Annotated in this window: 21 protein-coding genes, 1 tRNA gene and 1 pseudogene; 6 read left to right on the top strand and 17 right to left on the bottom strand. The window is 38.5% G+C overall.

The genetic code is table 11. The features are described 5' to 3' along the window. Positions 1-3 precede the first annotated feature (3 nt). Entirely contained in the window at positions 4-753 is a 750-nt protein-coding gene (locus FC748_RS01110) for an ORF6N domain-containing protein (protein WP_238600143.1), read from the bottom strand. A gap of 42 nt (positions 754-795) precedes the next feature. Continuing rightward, a complete protein-coding gene (locus FC748_RS01105) occupies positions 796-1,035 on the bottom strand; it encodes a helix-turn-helix transcriptional regulator (protein WP_108029918.1) in 240 nt (79 codons plus the stop codon). 153 nt (positions 1,036-1,188) lie between these two features. Here FC748_RS01105 and FC748_RS22350 point away from each other — a divergent pair, with 153 nt between their 5' ends. Further along, complete coding sequence (locus FC748_RS22350; protein WP_108029919.1) at positions 1,189-1,587, top strand: helix-turn-helix domain-containing protein; 399 nt, start codon at positions 1,189-1,191, stop codon at positions 1,585-1,587. Positions 1,588-1,694: 107 nt separating this feature from the next. Beyond that, on the top strand, positions 1,695-2,198 hold the full coding sequence (locus tag FC748_RS01095) for an ImmA/IrrE family metallo-endopeptidase (RefSeq protein ID WP_238600144.1): 504 nt from the start codon (positions 1,695-1,697) through the stop codon (positions 2,196-2,198). A gap of 189 nt (positions 2,199-2,387) precedes the next feature. On the opposite strand, the pseudogene tnpA reads toward FC748_RS01095, so the two are convergent. Together tnpA and FC748_RS01085 are read right to left on the bottom strand one after the other, a co-directional pair. Further along, positions 2,388-2,579 (bottom strand): annotated as a pseudogene (tnpA, locus tag FC748_RS01090) (IS200/IS605 family transposase); the annotation flags it as partial. Positions 2,580-2,751: 172 nt separating this feature from the next. Further along, positions 2,752-2,825, bottom strand: a tRNA-Arg gene (locus FC748_RS01085). 220 nt (positions 2,826-3,045) lie between these two features. Between FC748_RS01085 and FC748_RS01080 the strand changes: the two genes are divergently transcribed. Both FC748_RS01080 and FC748_RS01075 read left to right on the top strand, forming a co-directional pair. After that, positions 3,046-3,792: an SDR family NAD(P)-dependent oxidoreductase gene (locus FC748_RS01080; protein ID WP_108029921.1), complete on the top strand. Its 747-nt coding sequence runs from the start codon at positions 3,046-3,048 to the stop codon at positions 3,790-3,792. A gap of 83 nt (positions 3,793-3,875) precedes the next feature. Then, the gene (locus tag FC748_RS01075; protein ID WP_108029922.1) at positions 3,876-4,544 is read left to right on the top strand and encodes a hypothetical protein; all 669 of its coding nucleotides are present in this window, start codon (positions 3,876-3,878) and stop codon (positions 4,542-4,544) included. 72 nt (positions 4,545-4,616) lie between these two features. Here FC748_RS01075 and FC748_RS01070 read toward each other — a convergent pair whose 3' ends face one another. The 5 genes from FC748_RS01070 to rph all read right to left on the bottom strand — a co-directional run bounded on the left by FC748_RS01070 (position 4,617) and on the right by rph (position 8,382). After that, entirely contained in the window at positions 4,617-4,781 is a 165-nt protein-coding gene (locus FC748_RS01070; protein WP_080653340.1) for a DUF2639 domain-containing protein, read from the bottom strand. Between the two features lie 127 nt (positions 4,782-4,908). Then, positions 4,909-6,375: a protein adenylyltransferase SelO gene (locus FC748_RS01065; RefSeq protein WP_193768780.1), complete on the bottom strand. Its 1,467-nt coding sequence runs from the start codon at positions 6,373-6,375 to the stop codon at positions 4,909-4,911. A 146-nt stretch (positions 6,376-6,521) separates the two neighbouring features. Continuing rightward, positions 6,522-7,025, bottom strand: coding sequence for a metallophosphoesterase (locus tag FC748_RS01060; RefSeq protein WP_108029924.1), 504 nt, complete (start codon positions 7,023-7,025; stop codon positions 6,522-6,524). 12 nt (positions 7,026-7,037) lie between these two features. Next, on the bottom strand, positions 7,038-7,631 hold the full coding sequence (locus FC748_RS01055; protein ID WP_108029925.1) for an XTP/dITP diphosphatase: 594 nt from the start codon (positions 7,629-7,631) through the stop codon (positions 7,038-7,040). A 1-nt stretch (position 7,632) separates the two neighbouring features. After that, positions 7,633-8,382: a ribonuclease PH gene (gene rph / locus FC748_RS01050; RefSeq protein WP_024363266.1), complete on the bottom strand. Its 750-nt coding sequence runs from the start codon at positions 8,380-8,382 to the stop codon at positions 7,633-7,635. A 175-nt stretch (positions 8,383-8,557) separates the two neighbouring features. Here rph and trhA point away from each other — a divergent pair, with 175 nt between their 5' ends. Beyond that, positions 8,558-9,199: a PAQR family membrane homeostasis protein TrhA gene (gene trhA, locus FC748_RS01045; RefSeq protein WP_108029926.1), complete on the top strand. Its 642-nt coding sequence runs from the start codon at positions 8,558-8,560 to the stop codon at positions 9,197-9,199. A 63-nt stretch (positions 9,200-9,262) separates the two neighbouring features. Here the strand turns inward: trhA and racE are convergent, their stop codons facing one another. The 8 genes from racE to FC748_RS01005 all read right to left on the bottom strand — a co-directional run bounded on the left by racE (position 9,263) and on the right by FC748_RS01005 (position 14,997). Continuing rightward, positions 9,263-10,060, bottom strand: a complete 798-nt coding sequence (racE, locus tag FC748_RS01040) for a glutamate racemase (protein WP_024363268.1) — start codon at positions 10,058-10,060, stop codon at positions 9,263-9,265. Positions 10,061-10,070: 10 nt separating this feature from the next. Further along, positions 10,071-10,523: a MarR family winged helix-turn-helix transcriptional regulator gene (locus tag FC748_RS01035; protein ID WP_024363269.1), complete on the bottom strand. Its 453-nt coding sequence runs from the start codon at positions 10,521-10,523 to the stop codon at positions 10,071-10,073. Positions 10,524-10,597: 74 nt separating this feature from the next. Then, positions 10,598-10,819 carry a helix-turn-helix domain-containing protein gene (locus FC748_RS01030; protein ID WP_004226437.1) on the bottom strand — a complete coding sequence of 74 codons (222 nt, stop codon included), beginning with the start codon at positions 10,817-10,819 and terminating at the stop codon, positions 10,598-10,600. 37 nt (positions 10,820-10,856) lie between these two features. Then, positions 10,857-11,039, bottom strand: coding sequence for a hypothetical protein (locus FC748_RS01025; RefSeq protein WP_108029927.1), 183 nt, complete (start codon positions 11,037-11,039; stop codon positions 10,857-10,859). A gap of 71 nt (positions 11,040-11,110) precedes the next feature. Then, a complete protein-coding gene (locus FC748_RS01020) occupies positions 11,111-11,569 on the bottom strand; it encodes an acyl-CoA thioesterase (RefSeq protein ID WP_024363271.1) in 459 nt (152 codons plus the stop codon). A 212-nt stretch (positions 11,570-11,781) separates the two neighbouring features. Continuing rightward, complete coding sequence (gene sdhB / locus FC748_RS01015) at positions 11,782-12,561, bottom strand: succinate dehydrogenase iron-sulfur subunit (RefSeq protein WP_024363272.1); 780 nt, start codon at positions 12,559-12,561, stop codon at positions 11,782-11,784. A gap of 5 nt (positions 12,562-12,566) precedes the next feature. Beyond that, positions 12,567-14,321, bottom strand: coding sequence for a succinate dehydrogenase flavoprotein subunit (gene sdhA / locus FC748_RS01010; protein WP_024363273.1), 1,755 nt, complete (start codon positions 14,319-14,321; stop codon positions 12,567-12,569). Positions 14,322-14,388: 67 nt separating this feature from the next. Continuing rightward, on the bottom strand, positions 14,389-14,997 hold the full coding sequence (locus FC748_RS01005; RefSeq protein WP_024363274.1) for a succinate dehydrogenase cytochrome b558 subunit: 609 nt from the start codon (positions 14,995-14,997) through the stop codon (positions 14,389-14,391). A 272-nt stretch (positions 14,998-15,269) separates the two neighbouring features. Between FC748_RS01005 and FC748_RS01000 the strand changes: the two genes are divergently transcribed. Further along, positions 15,270-15,704 (top strand): YslB family protein, encoded by a 435-nt coding sequence (locus FC748_RS01000; RefSeq protein ID WP_024363275.1) that lies wholly within the window; start codon positions 15,270-15,272, stop codon positions 15,702-15,704. The last annotated feature ends 1 nt before the right edge of the window (position 15,705 follow it).

Genomic DNA, 15,705 nt, shown 5'->3' with positions numbered 1-15,705 from the left:
TGTTCAACTCACAAACCAAACTTCAACAATTAATATATCCACACACAAAACGAGAGTTATGATACCTTTCGAGGAATCCAAAATCGAATGTAATTCCAGTACATTTTGCAAATCTTTCCTACGAATATCTTTATAACTAGCTACAGCAAAACGATTCTTAATTTCACGATGCAATTCACGAAATAATTTAGGTTGGATGTTTGTATCATCTTCAATCTCATAAACTTTTATGGCAACTTCTTTTCGTACAGCGCGTTGTTCACCAGAAGTTAATGTTATTTGTTCATTAAATTTTTCGATAATCATAGACAGGTCCTGTCCATGCTGTTCTTGTTGAATTGCTTGAGTATCTTTCACTAAATCAGCAGTTGTACGAAGATCGGTCACATGTGTTTGATTTTTAAATAAAGGAATTACATTTTCTTTCACCGTGTAGTATTCGTCTACTAAATTTTCATACGCGTCCCAAGCTTCATCTGTATTTAGAAATTTAGCATGTAGCCAAGCTCCCTTTTCAGTCCAAAGATATAACGCTCTACCCTGATTGGAAATTTGTAAGTGTTGTTGCGTTTCTCGAAAATTCAATAATTCCTTACCTTCTAATTTGATAAAGTGCTTATATTCTTTATATCGATCTTTATTTTCTGAAAAGTTTTTATAAATATGGTCACTAATTGTTCCATAACTTTCAGCAATTTGTGCTGTCGTAAGTATTCTACAATTTTCATATAAGATAATTTGTAATAATTTCATGTCAATATATCCTCCTTTATTAATAAACTTTGTATCATATCGCTACACAAACACATTTACACAGCCATTTTGTAACGAATCGTTACTTTTATCATCAAAAAAAAGAACCCAATCAAAATCTAGTACTACCGCAATAGATTTAGCAACATGTACAGAAGGCCTGCGTTTATCTTGTTCAATCATGGTATAATATGCTCGTTTAATTCCAGATGCTTTAGCGACATCATCATGAGTCAGATTATTTGCTAAACGTTTTGTCTTTAACCAAGTTCGATTTTCCAATTATTCACCAACTTTCATATAGCTTATTTATAATATAGTATCAATTCGTTACTTAGTCAAGTATATTTGTATCGTTTCGTTACATTTTTGTTTTTTATTGGATTAGTAACAATTTGTTACATATAATGATATTTAGAAACGCGAGGTGAAATTATGCTAGGTGGACGCTTGAAATATCTACGAAAATCAAATAACAAAACGCAACAAGATATAGCAGACATTCTAGGCATTACTAGACCAGCTTATACTGCTTATGAACAAGGTAAAAGAAATCCTGATTATGAAATTTTAGAAAAAATTGCGGACTACTATAATGTGTCTATAGATTATCTTTTAGGGAGAACAGATAATAAAGGAGCTTTACATACCCAAGCTGGCATCTCTGATAATGAATACAACAATCTAAGTGCATATCAAAAAGAGGTAATTGATTTCTTTTTAACTAGAGAAGATTTATTTTTTAAAAACCAGCCAGAAAATTTACTGGATGCGTTAGAACAATTTGAAGTTTTCTATGAAGTATTGAAACGGCAACAAGAAAACAAAAAATAAAATCACAATAATTTGCAACGTTTCCAATCATTTTAAAATTCGCCTTTTCTTTGGTGAATTTTTTTGTTACCATAAACAGAACATACGTTTGATAAAAGGGGGATATTATGAATTTTATTTATACTCATCTAGAAGATTATATTTGTGAATTATATACAAGTATTGATGTGACAACACCTAAACATCTTAATCCAGGATTAATCGCCTCACGCCTTGGTTTTACACTATACTTTTTACCTTACGATTCTACCAATACAGGAAATGTAATTTTTATTGATTCTAGATTGTCTGAAGAAAGGCAGTGGCAGGATTTCGGGCATGAGTTATGTCATGCGACGGTACACTCTGGTAATCAAGCTAAATCAATTCAGCTTTTTAGAGAATATCAAGAATGGAAAGCAAATAGTTTTGCTCTCCAAGCCTGTGTACCCACTTTTATGCTTAATAAGCTAAAACTACCTTCAAATGAGGAAAAAGCAATTATTACAATTCAAGCGTTCTTTCATGTAGAATACGATTTTGCGAAGAAAAGATTATATCACTATCTTAATAATCATTATTTTGATGGTTATAGACTCACTGAAGGGAGTAATTATTGTGAAGTACGTTAAATTACGATTGATTAACTGCAATAATTAGTGTTAGTCAGAGTGAAATAGTGTAAACGAAAAAAGTAGTAACCATTCTATCTAAGAACATCAAAAATAGTCAGTTCGAAGATGATGCCGATAAACGAATAGAATAACCATATTATTTTCAAATGAATGCGCAACCCTTTTGCCCTGAAACAATTAGCTACCCAACATGTGAATAGGATCAGGGCAAGCTGTTGCTTCAATTATTTCTACTCCTTTTCTTTCACATAACTGGCGAAGAATTCTACCTACATCTACTTTAATTTGTCCATAAATAATCTGCCTTCTATATTTTGGCGCAAAGACGATGTGATACTTACAATTCCATGTTGTGTGTGCTAAACTTTTATTATCCATTTGGATCCCCTTTCGTACGAAGTCGGTTGACCAGACCTGAATTTATCGTACGGCTGGGGATTTTTTCTTGTCCATAGCTAGAAGCTCTTTAGAACCCCTCGCATAGCAAGGGGTTTTCAAAAAAACACAATAAAAAGCCTTACAACCGTTGTGGCTGCAAGGCTTACGTTAGCGTCCCAGGAGGGATTCGAACCCCCGACCGACGGCTTAGAAGGCCGTTGCTCTATCCTGCTGAGCTACTGAGACATGGTGTGTGTGTTCCTAAAAACCTCTTAGGAAAGACAATATTTATTATATGTCCTTTATTACATAATGTCAACATGAATTTTACTATGGAGGCAAGGTTTGCCTTGAAAATATTATATACCTATTTATTGTATGATGCTATAGCTTTCTTTATGTTATTTCACTGCATTACATTGTCTTATTTTTTGTTAAAATAATAAGCAAAAATGGAGGTATGTGTATGTTTGAAAAGTCGGTGGTTGTGGTGACTGGTGGTGCGCAAGGAATTGGAGAAGGGATTGTGCGTGCATATGCACAGCGTGGTGCCAAGGTTGTAATTGCAGATGTGAATGTAGAGCTGGGGCATCAATTAGCGCAAGACTGCAATGAGCAAGGGTATTCGGCATTGTTTGTGGAGGCGGATGTGTCTAAGGAACAAGATATTGTTGCGTTAATGCAGCAAACGGTCCAACATTTTGGGACGATTACGATTTTAATTAATAATGCGGGTAAGTTTGAGCATGTGTCACCTTATGATATTACGGTTGCGCAGTGGCATAATCTTTTACAAACGAATTTAACGAGTGTTTTATTCTGTTCTAGAGAAGCGGCTAAAATCATGCGAACAAATGAGCTTGGAGGTTCGATTGTTTCTTTAGCCTCTACACGGGCTTTTATGTCTGAGCCTTATAGTGAAGCGTATGCCGCTTCCAAGGGCGGTATTGTAGCGTTAACGCATGCATTAGCCCGCTCTTTCGGTCCAGATAACATTACGGTCAATTGTATATCACCTGGCTGGATTGAAACCGGTGATTATGAACAGCTACGTGCTATCGATCATGAACAACATCTAGTAGGGCGTGTTGGTGTGCCGGAAGATATTGCACAAGCTTGTCTGTACTTAACAAATCCTGCGAATCGATTTGTCACAGGGATTAATATTACGGTCGATGGAGGCATGACAAAGAAAATGATCTATGAGGAATAATGGACGCATCTGGATTCTTGCACATTCAAGGATCGTGTAGAGTATTCTACACTAGAATGAATTTTTTAAGGGAGTGGTGTGCATTGTTTCCATATTCAAACAGCTATTCCGGGAATTCTTTAAGCGTCATCTATACGGCTCCATCCAACCAGTATACAGCGCCTATTCGGCACTTTTTACAGCCGCAACAGGATCATCGCAGATGCATTAGTAAAGCAGAGGCTGATTTTATGGCGATGAATCGACTGTTGTGGATGGAGCATGTTAATTGGACGAGGATGACCATTATAAGTATTGTCTTTAATTTGCCGGATTTACCATTTGTGCAAGCACGTCTTTTACGCAATGCGACGGATTTAGGTAATTGTCTGCGCCCCTTTTACGGCGATCAAATAGCAGATCGCTATGCAGAGCTAATAAAAGAGCATTTACTTATTGCAGCGCAGCTTGTTACAGCGGCGAATAAAGGAGATGCGGCAACAGCAGCGGCTAAAGAACAAGAATGGTATCGTAATGCCGATGACATTGCCATATTTTTAAGTTCCATTAATCCATATTTAACTAAAGAAGCTGTGCAGCAAATGTTTTATCGCCATTTAGCTTTAACGAAAAAAGAAGCCGTGACGATGATTCAAAAAGACTATCAATCAGACGTGCAAGTGTTTGATGATATAGAGGCAGAGGCACTTGCCATGTCAGACATGATAGCAAATGCCATTGTCATGCAGTTTTGCTACCGCTTTTATTCATAATAAATAAAAAACCAGATTCATCGACAATCAGCATTTGTCTATCAATCTGGTTTTTCGTCTTGGAGAAAAAAGCTATGATTGCTCCGTATCGGTTTGTTGTTGCTCCACATAGCGGTAATATAAATTCCGTAATTCAGATTCTTTAAACTTGCCTAGATGTGTTTTTAATTGAGGATGCACTAAAATCCCTTTTGCGCGTAGCTCTTTGACAAACCAACCTTTTGAATATTGATGCAAGTTGCACCGTCTCCTTTTCTGTTAGTCATCCATAGCGTATGCGCAAAGGTTTTATGCTGTTACCGCTACCCCTTGTTACACCAAAATAAAAACAAAGGACAAGAAATAATCCTTTGTTTACAGTCCATTATGTGCCACAAAACGTTTGGTATGGACAGTTGGATGGTGCTGGTAGCGTGGCATACGCTTCTTGTTCCGCTAAATGAGCGTACGGCTGAGATAGCACCTGTAATAGCTTATCCATAACACGATAATCACCGCGTGTAACAGCCGCTTCTAACGCTTCCTCTACCCGATGGTTTCGCGGAATAACAGCAGGGTTGGTGTCTCGCATTAACTGCTGTGATTGTGCTTTGGATGGCTCTTGCCTTTGTCTTCTTGCTTGCCACTGTTCGTACCACTTTTTAAATTCCATACTATCACAAAGCGCCGTTCCTTCACATCTTTGAAACGTTAGTGAACGGAATGTATTTGTATAATCTGCTTCATGCTTTTCCATTAACGTTAGAAGTTCATCTATTAGTGCGGCATCTTGCTGTTCTTCATTAAAGAGACCGAGCTTTGCGCGCATTCCCGCTAACCAGTTTGTATAGTACAACTGCGGATATTGCTCAATCACTTGCTGAGCTAGTGCTATAGCATCTTCTGGGTCGTCATGGATAAGTGGAAGGAGCGTTTCAGCAAAACGCGTAATATTCCATCCTCCAATAGGCGGCTGATTGGCATAAGCATAGCGTCCTTGTCGGTCGATGGAGCTAAAAACTGTTGCTGGATTATAACGATCCATAAAAGCACAAGGACCATAATCAATCGTTTCACCGCTAATCGTCATATTATCTGTGTTCATTACACCATGAATAAAGCCGACTAGTTGCCATTTGGCAATAAGGGCTGCCTGTCTTCCCATAACTTCTTGAAGCAAGCTCAAATAGCGATTTTCCGTCTGTTCAATCATTGGGAAATGGCGTTGGATTGCATAATCAGCTAACTTCTGAAGCTCTTCATCGCTACCCCATTGTGCCGCATATTGAAATGTCCCTACACGTAAATGACTACTTGCAACACGCGTCAAAATCGCACCAGGTAGTTCTGTTTCACGATGTACTGGTTCTCCTGTTGTCACTACTGCCAAACTACGGGAAGTTGGGATACCTAACGCAAACATTGCTTCGCTAATAATATATTCACGTAGCATCGGGCCAAGTGCTGCACGGCCGTCACCTCCTCTAGAGTAAGGCGTTCGTCCTGAACCTTTGAGTCCGATGTCATAGCGCTCCCCAGAAGGTGTTATTTGTTCGCCTAGAAGAAGTGCTCTACCGTCCCCTAACATATTAAAATGTCCAAATTGATGTCCTGAATATGCCTGTGCAAGCGGCAATGCCCCCTTTGGTATCTCGTTACCCGCAAGCACCTCAATCCCATCTTCTTGTTGAAGCGCACTATAATCTAATCCAAGGGACTTTGCCACTGCTTCATTTAAAATCGCCAACTTAGGTGCATGCACGCGATTTAATTGAAGATGGCTATAGAATGAATTTGGTAGACGAGCATAGCTATTATCAAAATTCCAACCAATATTATTTGCCTTAGTCATTTGATCACCCTTGTTCTTTTCATTTAGTCTTTCTACTAACATGCAATTCATTCGTGGACGTATTTTCCAAAGCCTTTGTAATCCATAAATAGAAAAACGCTTAAACTCTCTTTTAATAGAATCTTAAGCGTTTTTAATAAGTTTAGTTATGCGCGAACAAACGTATGCGTTGACAAACGATCATTGTTCTCTGTGAAGAAATCCACCTGATAATAGCTAGCTTGAATGTCTATAACTGCAAAGCTTTTTTCATTGCCACCTCTTGGCTTTAATAAACTTCCTGGATTGATAAATAAGACATCATCAATCATTTCGACACCTAATAGATGAGAATGACCAAAGCACACAATATGTGCATCGACTTCCTTTGCGCGATACAATAATGCCAACATGGATGATTTAACTTTAAATAAATGACCATGTGTGACAAAAAGGGCAGCATCTCCCACTTGCACAATTATTTCCTCTGGAAAGGCTTTATCAAGATCACAATTTCCCCGCACTTTTTTCATGCCATCTAATGCAGCATGGGAAAAAGGCAGTTCGCTATCACCACAATGAATCATCGTTTCGACATGCGGATAAAAGCCACGTACTTGGTCAATTACATGGCTATCTCCATGTGTATCACTCATGACCACTATTTGCATGGATATCACCTCTTACTTAATAAGGTTTGGCAATTGTTCCTTTAACTTGCGAATGGCATTTCCTCGGTGAGAAATAGCCCCTTTTTCTTCTGGTGTTAATTCAGCCATCATACGATTTAAACTTGGTACAAAAAAGACAGGGTCATAGCCAAAACCATTAGTTCCACGTTTTTCATGTGCAATGACACCTTCGCACGTGCCGAACACTGTTGTTGTTTCAAAATCAGGACCCGCAATAGCAATACAGCAGCAAAAGCGAGCTGTGCGCTTGTCATCTTCTATACCTTGTAAATTTTGCAATAGTTTTACCATATTTGCCTCATCATCATGATCACCAGCATAGCGTGCCGAATAAACACCTGGCTCCCCATTAAGCGCATCTACAGCTAAACCACTATCATCCGCAATAACAATCGTTGCAAGCTCTTTTGCTAAAGCCTCTGCTTTTAACACGGCATTTTCTTCAAATGTTGTGCCTGTTTCTTCAATTTCCATGTCCGGTGCGACATCAAACATCGTCACCACTTCATAACCGAGCGGCCCAAACAATGCTTCGAAATCTTTTGCTTTGCCTTTGTTTTTTGTAGCAATTACAACTTGTTTCATATTAGCAGTTTCCTCCTACTTTATGAGCTATTTCTCCAAGCGCTTGTTTTTGTAGTTCAATAAGCTCACGAATGCCCTTTTCACCTAATGCAAGCAAGTTATTTAATTCCTCACGTGAAAAGGTCGCTTCTTCACCAGTCCCTTGTAATTCTACAAAACGGCCTGCTCCTGTCATGACGATATTCATATCTACCGCTGCATCTACATCTTCTACATAATTTAAGTCTAAAACGGCACCTTGCTCTTCAACAATGCCAACACTTGTAGCCGCTAAAAAATCAGTAACAGGGAATTTTTCTAGTTGTTTTTCTTCAGCAAGCTTGGCAATTGCCTGTGTCATTGCGACAAATGCCCCTGTAATCGAAGCAGTTCGTGTTCCGCCGTCTGCTTGAATCACATCACAGTCAATCCATACTGTACGTTCTCCCAACGCTTCTAAATCGACGATAGCACGTAATGCGCGACCAATCAGACGTTGAATTTCCATTGTACGTCCGTTCACTTTCCCGCGTGACGATTCACGTGGTGTTCGTTGTGCTGTGGCACGAGGTAACATTGAATACTCAGCTGTAATCCAACCTTTGCCCTGTCCGCGTAAAAAACCTGGTACTTTATCTTCAACCGTTGCTGTACAAATTACTTTCGTATTTCCAACTTGGATTAATACCGAGCCTTCTGGATGCAATAAATACTCGCTATCCATTTTCACAGGACGCAATGCATCTGCATCTCTACCATCAAATCTTGTCATCATTCATCGTGCCTCCTAAAATCTTTCGCGCCCTTATTTTATCATATTTTCCACTGATGCGACGATTTACTACATGCAATATATGATATTTATCATATCAATTGCATTACATTTTCATCTACAATGAAAAATCTTAAGCTGTTATAGTAATATAATAAAGAAAGAGGTGATGGTCATGTCTCAATCAACAATTGAGCATAGTAGTTATACCATAAAGGAAGAATTTTGGAATGCGCTAACACATGGAATCGGTGCATTTTTAACAGTTCCTGCTACCCTTCTATTAGTGCATAAAGCTCTAACAACCGGTACAAGCACCGAGCTTATTAGTTACATTATTTTTGGTATTTCGATGTTTTGTTTATACATAGCATCGACCTTATATCATGCACTGCCCACACATAAAGTGCTTTTGAAAAAATTAGATCATAGCTCCATCTTCTTATTAATTGCAGGAACATATACACCTGTAGCGCTTATTGCCGTAGGTGGAAAATTAGGAATGAGCATATTTATCATCGAATGGGTTCTTGCCTTTATCGGCATCGTCTTAAAACAATTTTTCGTCCATCGTTTCAAAAAAATCTCGTTGATTGTGTACATTGGCATGGGTTGGCTGATTGTCTTTGCCTATAAACCATTGGTCGCTTATATCTCATTCAACGGGTTTATGACACTTTTACTCGGCGGTATTTTTTATACTGCTGGCACATTTTTTTACAAAAACAAAAAAATAAAGTACAACCACGCAATATGGCATGTCTTTGTGATGGCAGGAAGTGCAACGATGTTCGTTGCGATTTATTTGTTTATGTAAAATTGTCTATTTCAATATAATGACGACTAAAAAAATCAGCCTAGCTCGTAAGCTAAGCTGATTTTATTTTAATGTAATACGGTGTATGTCAAGCGTACCTTGTTCTAACCAATTTTCTGCAATGGAACGGAAAATCGGCACAGAACCCGTTGCATAAAATTTATGTGCGGGCTTAGCATTTGTATCTGCTAAAGTACCATTATACGCAAGCATTTCCTCGACATCCTTTGCTGTTTCTTCCGCAGAAGATAGCACGAAAACATCTTCTCCGACGACAGCTTCAATTTGTTTTTGCAAAATCGGGTAATGCGTACACCCTAAAATGACCGTATCAAATTGTTCGTTTTTTAACGGTTTTAAGCCTTCTGCAATTAAATTATTTGCAAATTGTCCTTTATATTCGCCACTTTCAACTAGTGGTACGAACGTTGGACAAGCCAATGGAATAATGTGGGTAGACGTATTCAAAGACAATAAGGCTTCTTCATACGCCCCACTTTTAATTGTACCTTCTGTTGCAAGCACAACGACTTCATGTCGCTTCGTTTTCTTTACAGCTGCACGTGCGCCAGCATTAATAACGCCTAGTACCGGAAAAGGCATATTACGTTGTAAACTTTCGAGTGCTACTGCAGTCGCTGTATTACAAGCTATGACGAGCATCTTAATATTCATTTTTTCGAGTGCTTTGGCCATTTGCCAAGTAAAATTCCGTACTTCCTGTCGAGTTCGTGGACCATACGGACATCTTGCTGTATCACCGATATAATAAATCGTTTCGTTTGGCAATCGTTTTATTATTTCCTTTGCTACGGTTAGACCGCCTACTCCTGAATCAATAACGCCTATCGGGGCATTCATACTTTCCGCCTCAATCCTGTTTCATGTGTACATGTAGTTTTTGTAAATAGCTCGATAATTGCGCGACTTCTTGTTCGTTAAATCCTACAAGCATTTCTTGCAAATATTGCTGTCTTTTTTCAATAACCTCTTGAATAATTCGTTCGCCTTTTTCGAGAAGATGAACGACAACGACCCGGCGATCATTTTCATCACGCACTCGCTTGACTAATTCATTTTTCTCCATACGATCCACTAAATCTGTTGTCGTACTAAAAGCTAAGTATAAACGGTTTGATAAATCGCCAATTGTAATATCACCGAGCTCTTCTAACCACTGTAATGCAACAAATTGTGGCGGCGTAATTGTATATTGTGAAACAATTTCTCTTCCTTTTTGCTTCACAATGGCCGCAATATAGCGTAGTTCCTTTTCAACCGTTGCAACGGTTTCAGGTGAGTGCTTTGTTACTTCATCCGACATATAACTATTCCACTCCTAAACATGCGTTGAATAGTTCTATTTTGTCGTTTTTTTCACGAAATAGCAAGTGTCCATTAGTCTAATTTGAATTCTTCTAAGCGTAACAGCTCAATTAACGCTTGAGATCGATTTGTTACACCTAGCTTTTGAATTGTATTGGAAATGTGATTTCGCACTGTTTTTTCACTAATACCAAGCTGCTCTGCAATATCCCTCGTTGTTTTTTCAGCTAATAAAAGCGCAAATATTTCACGTTCTCGGTTTGTTAAAAGAGAACGATGATGAGAGCCATTCATTTTCAGTCACACCCTCCTCCCCCGCACGTATTGTAACTTATGTTAAGGAGTGTTGAGCGGTGACGGCTATTTTCATGAATACACCGAGTTTCCACAAAAATTTCAGAAGTTCTTCTTTTTCGCGCGACAAATGACATGAAAAATGGAATTCTTGACGCCCTAGCTTCTTTTTTCGAGCATGCTCGGGAAAATCTGCGTTACCTGCCACAAGAAATTCCACGCCGACCTCCATCCATGCCTATATTCCATTCTGCCTCACTTAAAAAGATGAAGCACTCAATGAATAGCAAATTACATAATCGCTAACTGTGCTAATTGCGCCTTTTCTTCTTGTGATATCGGCACGCTTTTACCTGTTCGTGGATCCATTTGTACTACTGTACCACGACCTGTAAAGCATACTTCATCCTTTTGATTTTTCGCTAAGTAATGGATATCCATTGATGAGTTACCTAATTTCGCTACTTTTGTATATATACGAAGTACATCATTAAAGAAAACTTGCTTTCGATAATCACATTGTAAATCTGCTACAATCGGAATCCCCTTTACCTTGTCGTCCAATGCAGAAGGCATTAATATGCCTAAATGATTAAAATAATCGATTCTAGCCTGTTCAAAATATGTAAAGCTAACGGTATTATTCATATGCCCATACATATCCGTTTCCGAAAAACGCACACGTACCTCAATATAAAATGAAAAATCCTCTGCCCATTTCTCAAAGTCTTCAATATAATTTGCTTTCATATCCCCAACCCCTTTGTGTGATTGCCTACTGTTAATCTATTCGTATTACCATCGTTAAAAAATGAATACAAATTCATTATAAAGGAAGAGAGGCAATTATGATAGAAAAATCAGAAATTTTAGTGTTTTATTCACGATTTCACTCATCTTCTATCTAACAGTCTATAAAAAAACTCCCTTACACTATTGTGTAAGGGAGTAGCATTGTACAATTAGTCAACGTAATGGTCAGAACCGAAGAAGTTACGGAACATTTGCACTGTTGTTGCACGGTTTAAAGATGCGATAGATGTTGTTAAAGGAATACCTTTAGGACAAGCAGCTACACAGTTTTGAGAGTTACCGCAGTTAGCAAGACCGCCGTCACCCATAATTGCATTTAAACGTTCGTCTTTAATCATTGCACCTGTTGGGTGTGTGTTAAATAGACGTACTTGTGATAATGGTGCTGGTCCAATGAATGAAGCTTTTTCAGACACGTTTGGACATGCTTCCATACATACACCACAAGTCATACATTTAGATAATTCATAAGCCCATTGACGTTTACCTTCTGGCATACGTGGACCTTCACCTAAATCATAAGTACCATCGATTGGTACCCATGCTTTCACTTTTTTCAGTGCGTTGAACATACGATCACGGTCAACTTGTAAGTCACGTACAACCGGGAAAGTTTTCATTGGCTCAAGGCGTACTGGTTCAGTCAATTGATCAATCAGTGTTGAACATGATTGACGTGGACGACCATTGATTACCATAGAACATGCGCCACAAACTTCTTCAAGACAGTTCATATCCCATGAAACTGGTGTAGTTTTTTCACCGTTTGCCATCACTGGATTTTTTTGAATCTCCATTAACACAGAAATAACGTTCATACCATGACGGTAAGGAACTTCGAATTTCTGCCAGTAGCTTTGGCCACCTTGTGTATCTTGACGTAAAATTTCAACTTTTACCATTCTTCCAGTATTAGCTGCGATTTCCATAATTCTTAGTCTCCTTTCGCAGAGTAGTCACGTTTACGTGGTGGGATTAATGATACGTCTACTTCTTGATATGTGATCACTGGCTCGCCTGTAGCAGGGTCGAATTTCGCCATTGTTGTTTTTAAGAAGTTTTCATCATCACGTTGCGGGAAGTCTGGTTTATAGTGCGCACCACGAGATTCATTACGAAGTAAAGCACCTTTTGTCATTACTTTCGCTAGGTAAAGCATGTTTTTCAACTGACGTGTAAAGTGAGCACCTTGGTTACTCCATTTTTGTGTATCGTTGATGTTAATGTTTTCCCAACGTTTTTGGAATTCACCAAGTTTTTTATATGTTTCTTCAAGTTGGTCGTTATAGCGTACAACTGTCATTGTAGCAGTCATTAACTCACCAAGCTCTTTATGAAGAAGGTAAGCGTTTTCTGTGCCGTCCATTTTCATGATAGCATCCCATTTCGCTTGCTCTTCTTTAACACGTGCATCATAAATATCTTGCGATAAATCTTCAGCATGCTTTTTAAGATGTTTAACGTAATCTACTGCATTTGGACCAGCAACCATACCGCCATAAATTGCAGATAATAATGAGTTAGCACCAAGACGGTTTGCACCATGTTGAGAGTAATCACATTCACCCGCTGCGAATAGACCAGGAATTTCAGTCATTTGGTTGTAGTCAACCCATAATCCACCCATTGAGTAGTGAACTGCAGGGAAAATTTTCATTGGTAATTTACGTGGGTCATCACCTACGAATTTTTCGTAGATTTCAATGATACCACCAAGTTTTACATCTAATTCATGTGGATCTTTATGAGAAAGATCTAGGTACACCATGTTTTCGCCGTTGATACCAAGTTTTTGGTTTACACAAACGTCGAAAATTTCACGTGTTGCGATATCACGTGGTACTAAGTTACCATATGCAGGGTATTTTTCTTCTAAGAAGTACCAAGGTTTACCGTCTTTATATGTCCAAATACGGCCACCTTCACCACGAGCAGATTCTGACATTAGACGGTTTTTGTCGTCCCCAGGAATCGCTGTTGGGTGAATTTGAATGAACTCACCATTCGCGTATGAAGCACCTTGTTGGTATACGATAGAAGCAGCAGAACCTGTGTTAATAACAGAGTTTGTTGTTTTACCGAAGATAATACCAGGGCCACCAGTCGCCATAATAACAGCGTCTGCACGGAATGATTGAATTTCTTCTGTACGCATATTTTGTGCGACGATACCGCGGCAAACGCCGTCATCATCGATAACAACACCAAGGAATTCCCAGTGTTCATATTTGTTAACTAAACCAGCTACTTCGTGAGAACGAACTTGCTCGTCCAACGCGTATAGTAATTGCTGACCAGTTGTAGCACCTGAGAATGCTGTACGGTGCATTAACGTACCACCGAAACGGCGGAAATCAAGTAAACCTTCTGGTGTACGGTTGAACATTACACCCATACGGTCCATTAAGTGAATAATACCAGGGGCAGCATCACACATACCTTTAACTGGTGGTTGGTTCGCTAAGAAATCCCCACCATATACTGTATCATCAAAGTGAATCCAAGGAGAATCCCCTTCACCTTTTGTATTTACGGCACCATTAATTCCGCCTTGCGCACATACAGAGTGTGAGCGTTTTACAGGAACTAATGAGAATAAATCAACTTCAGTACCAACTTCAGCTGCTTTAATCGTTGCCATCAGACCAGCTAAACCGCCGCCGACAACAATTATTTTGCTTTTCGCCATGATTATTTCTCACTCCTCTTAAAAAATTGCAATGATTGCATGTACTCTTATAGTAGCTTCTATTGAATTATACGAAAGCTAAAATAGCAGCCACACCAACTACACTTAGAATTACGAAAAGAACGTTTGTTACATAAGTAGCAATCTTTTGAGACTGTGGTGATTGTGTAATACCCCAGCTTACTAAGAATGACCACAAACCATTTGTTAAGTGGAAAGTTGCTGATAAAATACCAACAATGTAGAATCCAAGCATAAATGGATTTGCAACGATATTTGCCATCATGTCGTAATCAACGTGTGTACCAAGCGCTTTTTGAATACGAGTTTGGAAAATATGCCATGCAATGAAAATTACTAAAAATACACCTGTGAAGCGTTGTAATGAGAACATCCAGTTACGGTATGTGCTGAAACGCCCTGTATTTGGTGTAGCTGTGAATGCAATGAACACACCATAAAATGCGTGGAACATTAATGGAATGTAGATGACAATCCACTCAACTAGGATAAGAAATGGAATTTTTTCCATTACTGCGGTAGCATCATTGTAACTTTCTGCTCCGCCTGTTGCTGTAAAGTTAATGAATAGGTGCATCGTTAAAAACAGACCTACTGGAATGATCCCAAGTAGAGAATGTAAGCGACGCCATAAAAACTCTCGATCTTTCGACAAGACTGTTACCCCCCTTAGTACTTAAAATAGCACAACAAAAGAAGTCATCATTTTGTAAATGATACTCCATTGACTGTGTATTTCATCATGGTACAATATTATGACATGTTTATTGTACTCTCAAGAGCTACGAGCGTCAAGGTAACATAGAGTTTTTGCTAGACCTTATTAAAGAAGCAATCTAGTACATAACGTGTCGTTTCTTCTCGAAAAATCTATCATTACTTTATTGGTGCTAAATTATAAGAAAATTCTAAGAAAGAAGGATTTCTATGTTAAATAATCCATCTAATACTATCTCATCATTTGGATATGAGTTAATTCGTGATCATGTCCTATCTTCAATACTTGGTAAACATGAGGATGACGTACTATATTGGGCTGGCAAGGAGCTTGCACGGAAGTTTCCTTGTAAAAGTCAAGATGAACTTATCGCATTTTTCGCAGATGCGTGCTGGGGTACTCTAGTATTGACAAAGGAGTCTAAAGATGGGCGCATTTTCCATTTAATGAATGAACCAACCCTTTTACAAATTCAAAATCGTAGCTTTAGACTTGAAGCAGGCTTTATTGCTGAACAAATTCAGCAAGTAAAAGGTTACTTGACTGAATGTTATGATGAGAAGCGTGAAAAACAACAGCTTGTCACGTTTACAGTCAAATGGGATGTTAAAGAACGTATTATGAATACAATAACAAATGAATAAA

The organism is Lysinibacillus sphaericus (genome assembly GCF_005217585.1).
Lineage (GTDB): Bacteria > Bacillota > Bacilli > Bacillales_A > Planococcaceae > Lysinibacillus > Lysinibacillus sphaericus.
This window is presented reverse-complemented; position numbering and strand designations above follow the sequence as displayed.

Bases quoted from the DNA above. Each gene is read 5' to 3' on its own strand.
- FC748_RS01110 (WP_238600143.1), bottom strand. From the start codon at position 753: ATGAAATTATTACAAATTATCTTATATGAAAATTGTAGAATACTTACG.
- FC748_RS22350 (WP_108029919.1), top strand. From the start codon at position 1,189: ATGCTAGGTGGACGCTTGAAATATCTACGAAAATCAAATAACAAAACG.
- FC748_RS01095 (WP_238600144.1), top strand. From the start codon at position 1,695: ATGAATTTTATTTATACTCATCTAGAAGATTATATTTGTGAATTATAT.
- FC748_RS01080 (WP_108029921.1), top strand. From the start codon at position 3,046: ATGTTTGAAAAGTCGGTGGTTGTGGTGACTGGTGGTGCGCAAGGAATT.
- FC748_RS01065 (WP_193768780.1), bottom strand. From the start codon at position 6,375: ATGACTAAGGCAAATAATATTGGTTGGAATTTTGATAATAGCTATGCT.
- FC748_RS01060 (WP_108029924.1), bottom strand. From the start codon at position 7,025: ATGCAAATAGTGGTCATGAGTGATACACATGGAGATAGCCATGTAATT.
- FC748_RS01055 (WP_108029925.1), bottom strand. From the start codon at position 7,631: ATGAAACAAGTTGTAATTGCTACAAAAAACAAAGGCAAAGCAAAAGAT.
- rph (WP_024363266.1), bottom strand. From the start codon at position 8,382: ATGACAAGATTTGATGGTAGAGATGCAGATGCATTGCGTCCTGTGAAA.
- trhA (WP_108029926.1), top strand. From the start codon at position 8,558: ATGTCTCAATCAACAATTGAGCATAGTAGTTATACCATAAAGGAAGAA.
- racE (WP_024363268.1), bottom strand. From the start codon at position 10,060: ATGAATGCCCCGATAGGCGTTATTGATTCAGGAGTAGGCGGTCTAACC.
- FC748_RS01035 (WP_024363269.1), bottom strand. From the start codon at position 10,523: ATGTCGGATGAAGTAACAAAGCACTCACCTGAAACCGTTGCAACGGTT.
- FC748_RS01030 (WP_004226437.1), bottom strand. From the start codon at position 10,819: ATGAATGGCTCTCATCATCGTTCTCTTTTAACAAACCGAGAACGTGAA.
- FC748_RS01020 (WP_024363271.1), bottom strand. From the start codon at position 11,569: ATGAAAGCAAATTATATTGAAGACTTTGAGAAATGGGCAGAGGATTTT.
- sdhB (WP_024363272.1), bottom strand. From the start codon at position 12,561: ATGGAAATCGCAGCTAATACTGGAAGAATGGTAAAAGTTGAAATTTTA.
- sdhA (WP_024363273.1), bottom strand. From the start codon at position 14,321: ATGGCGAAAAGCAAAATAATTGTTGTCGGCGGCGGTTTAGCTGGTCTG.
- FC748_RS01000 (WP_024363275.1), top strand. From the start codon at position 15,270: ATGTTAAATAATCCATCTAATACTATCTCATCATTTGGATATGAGTTA.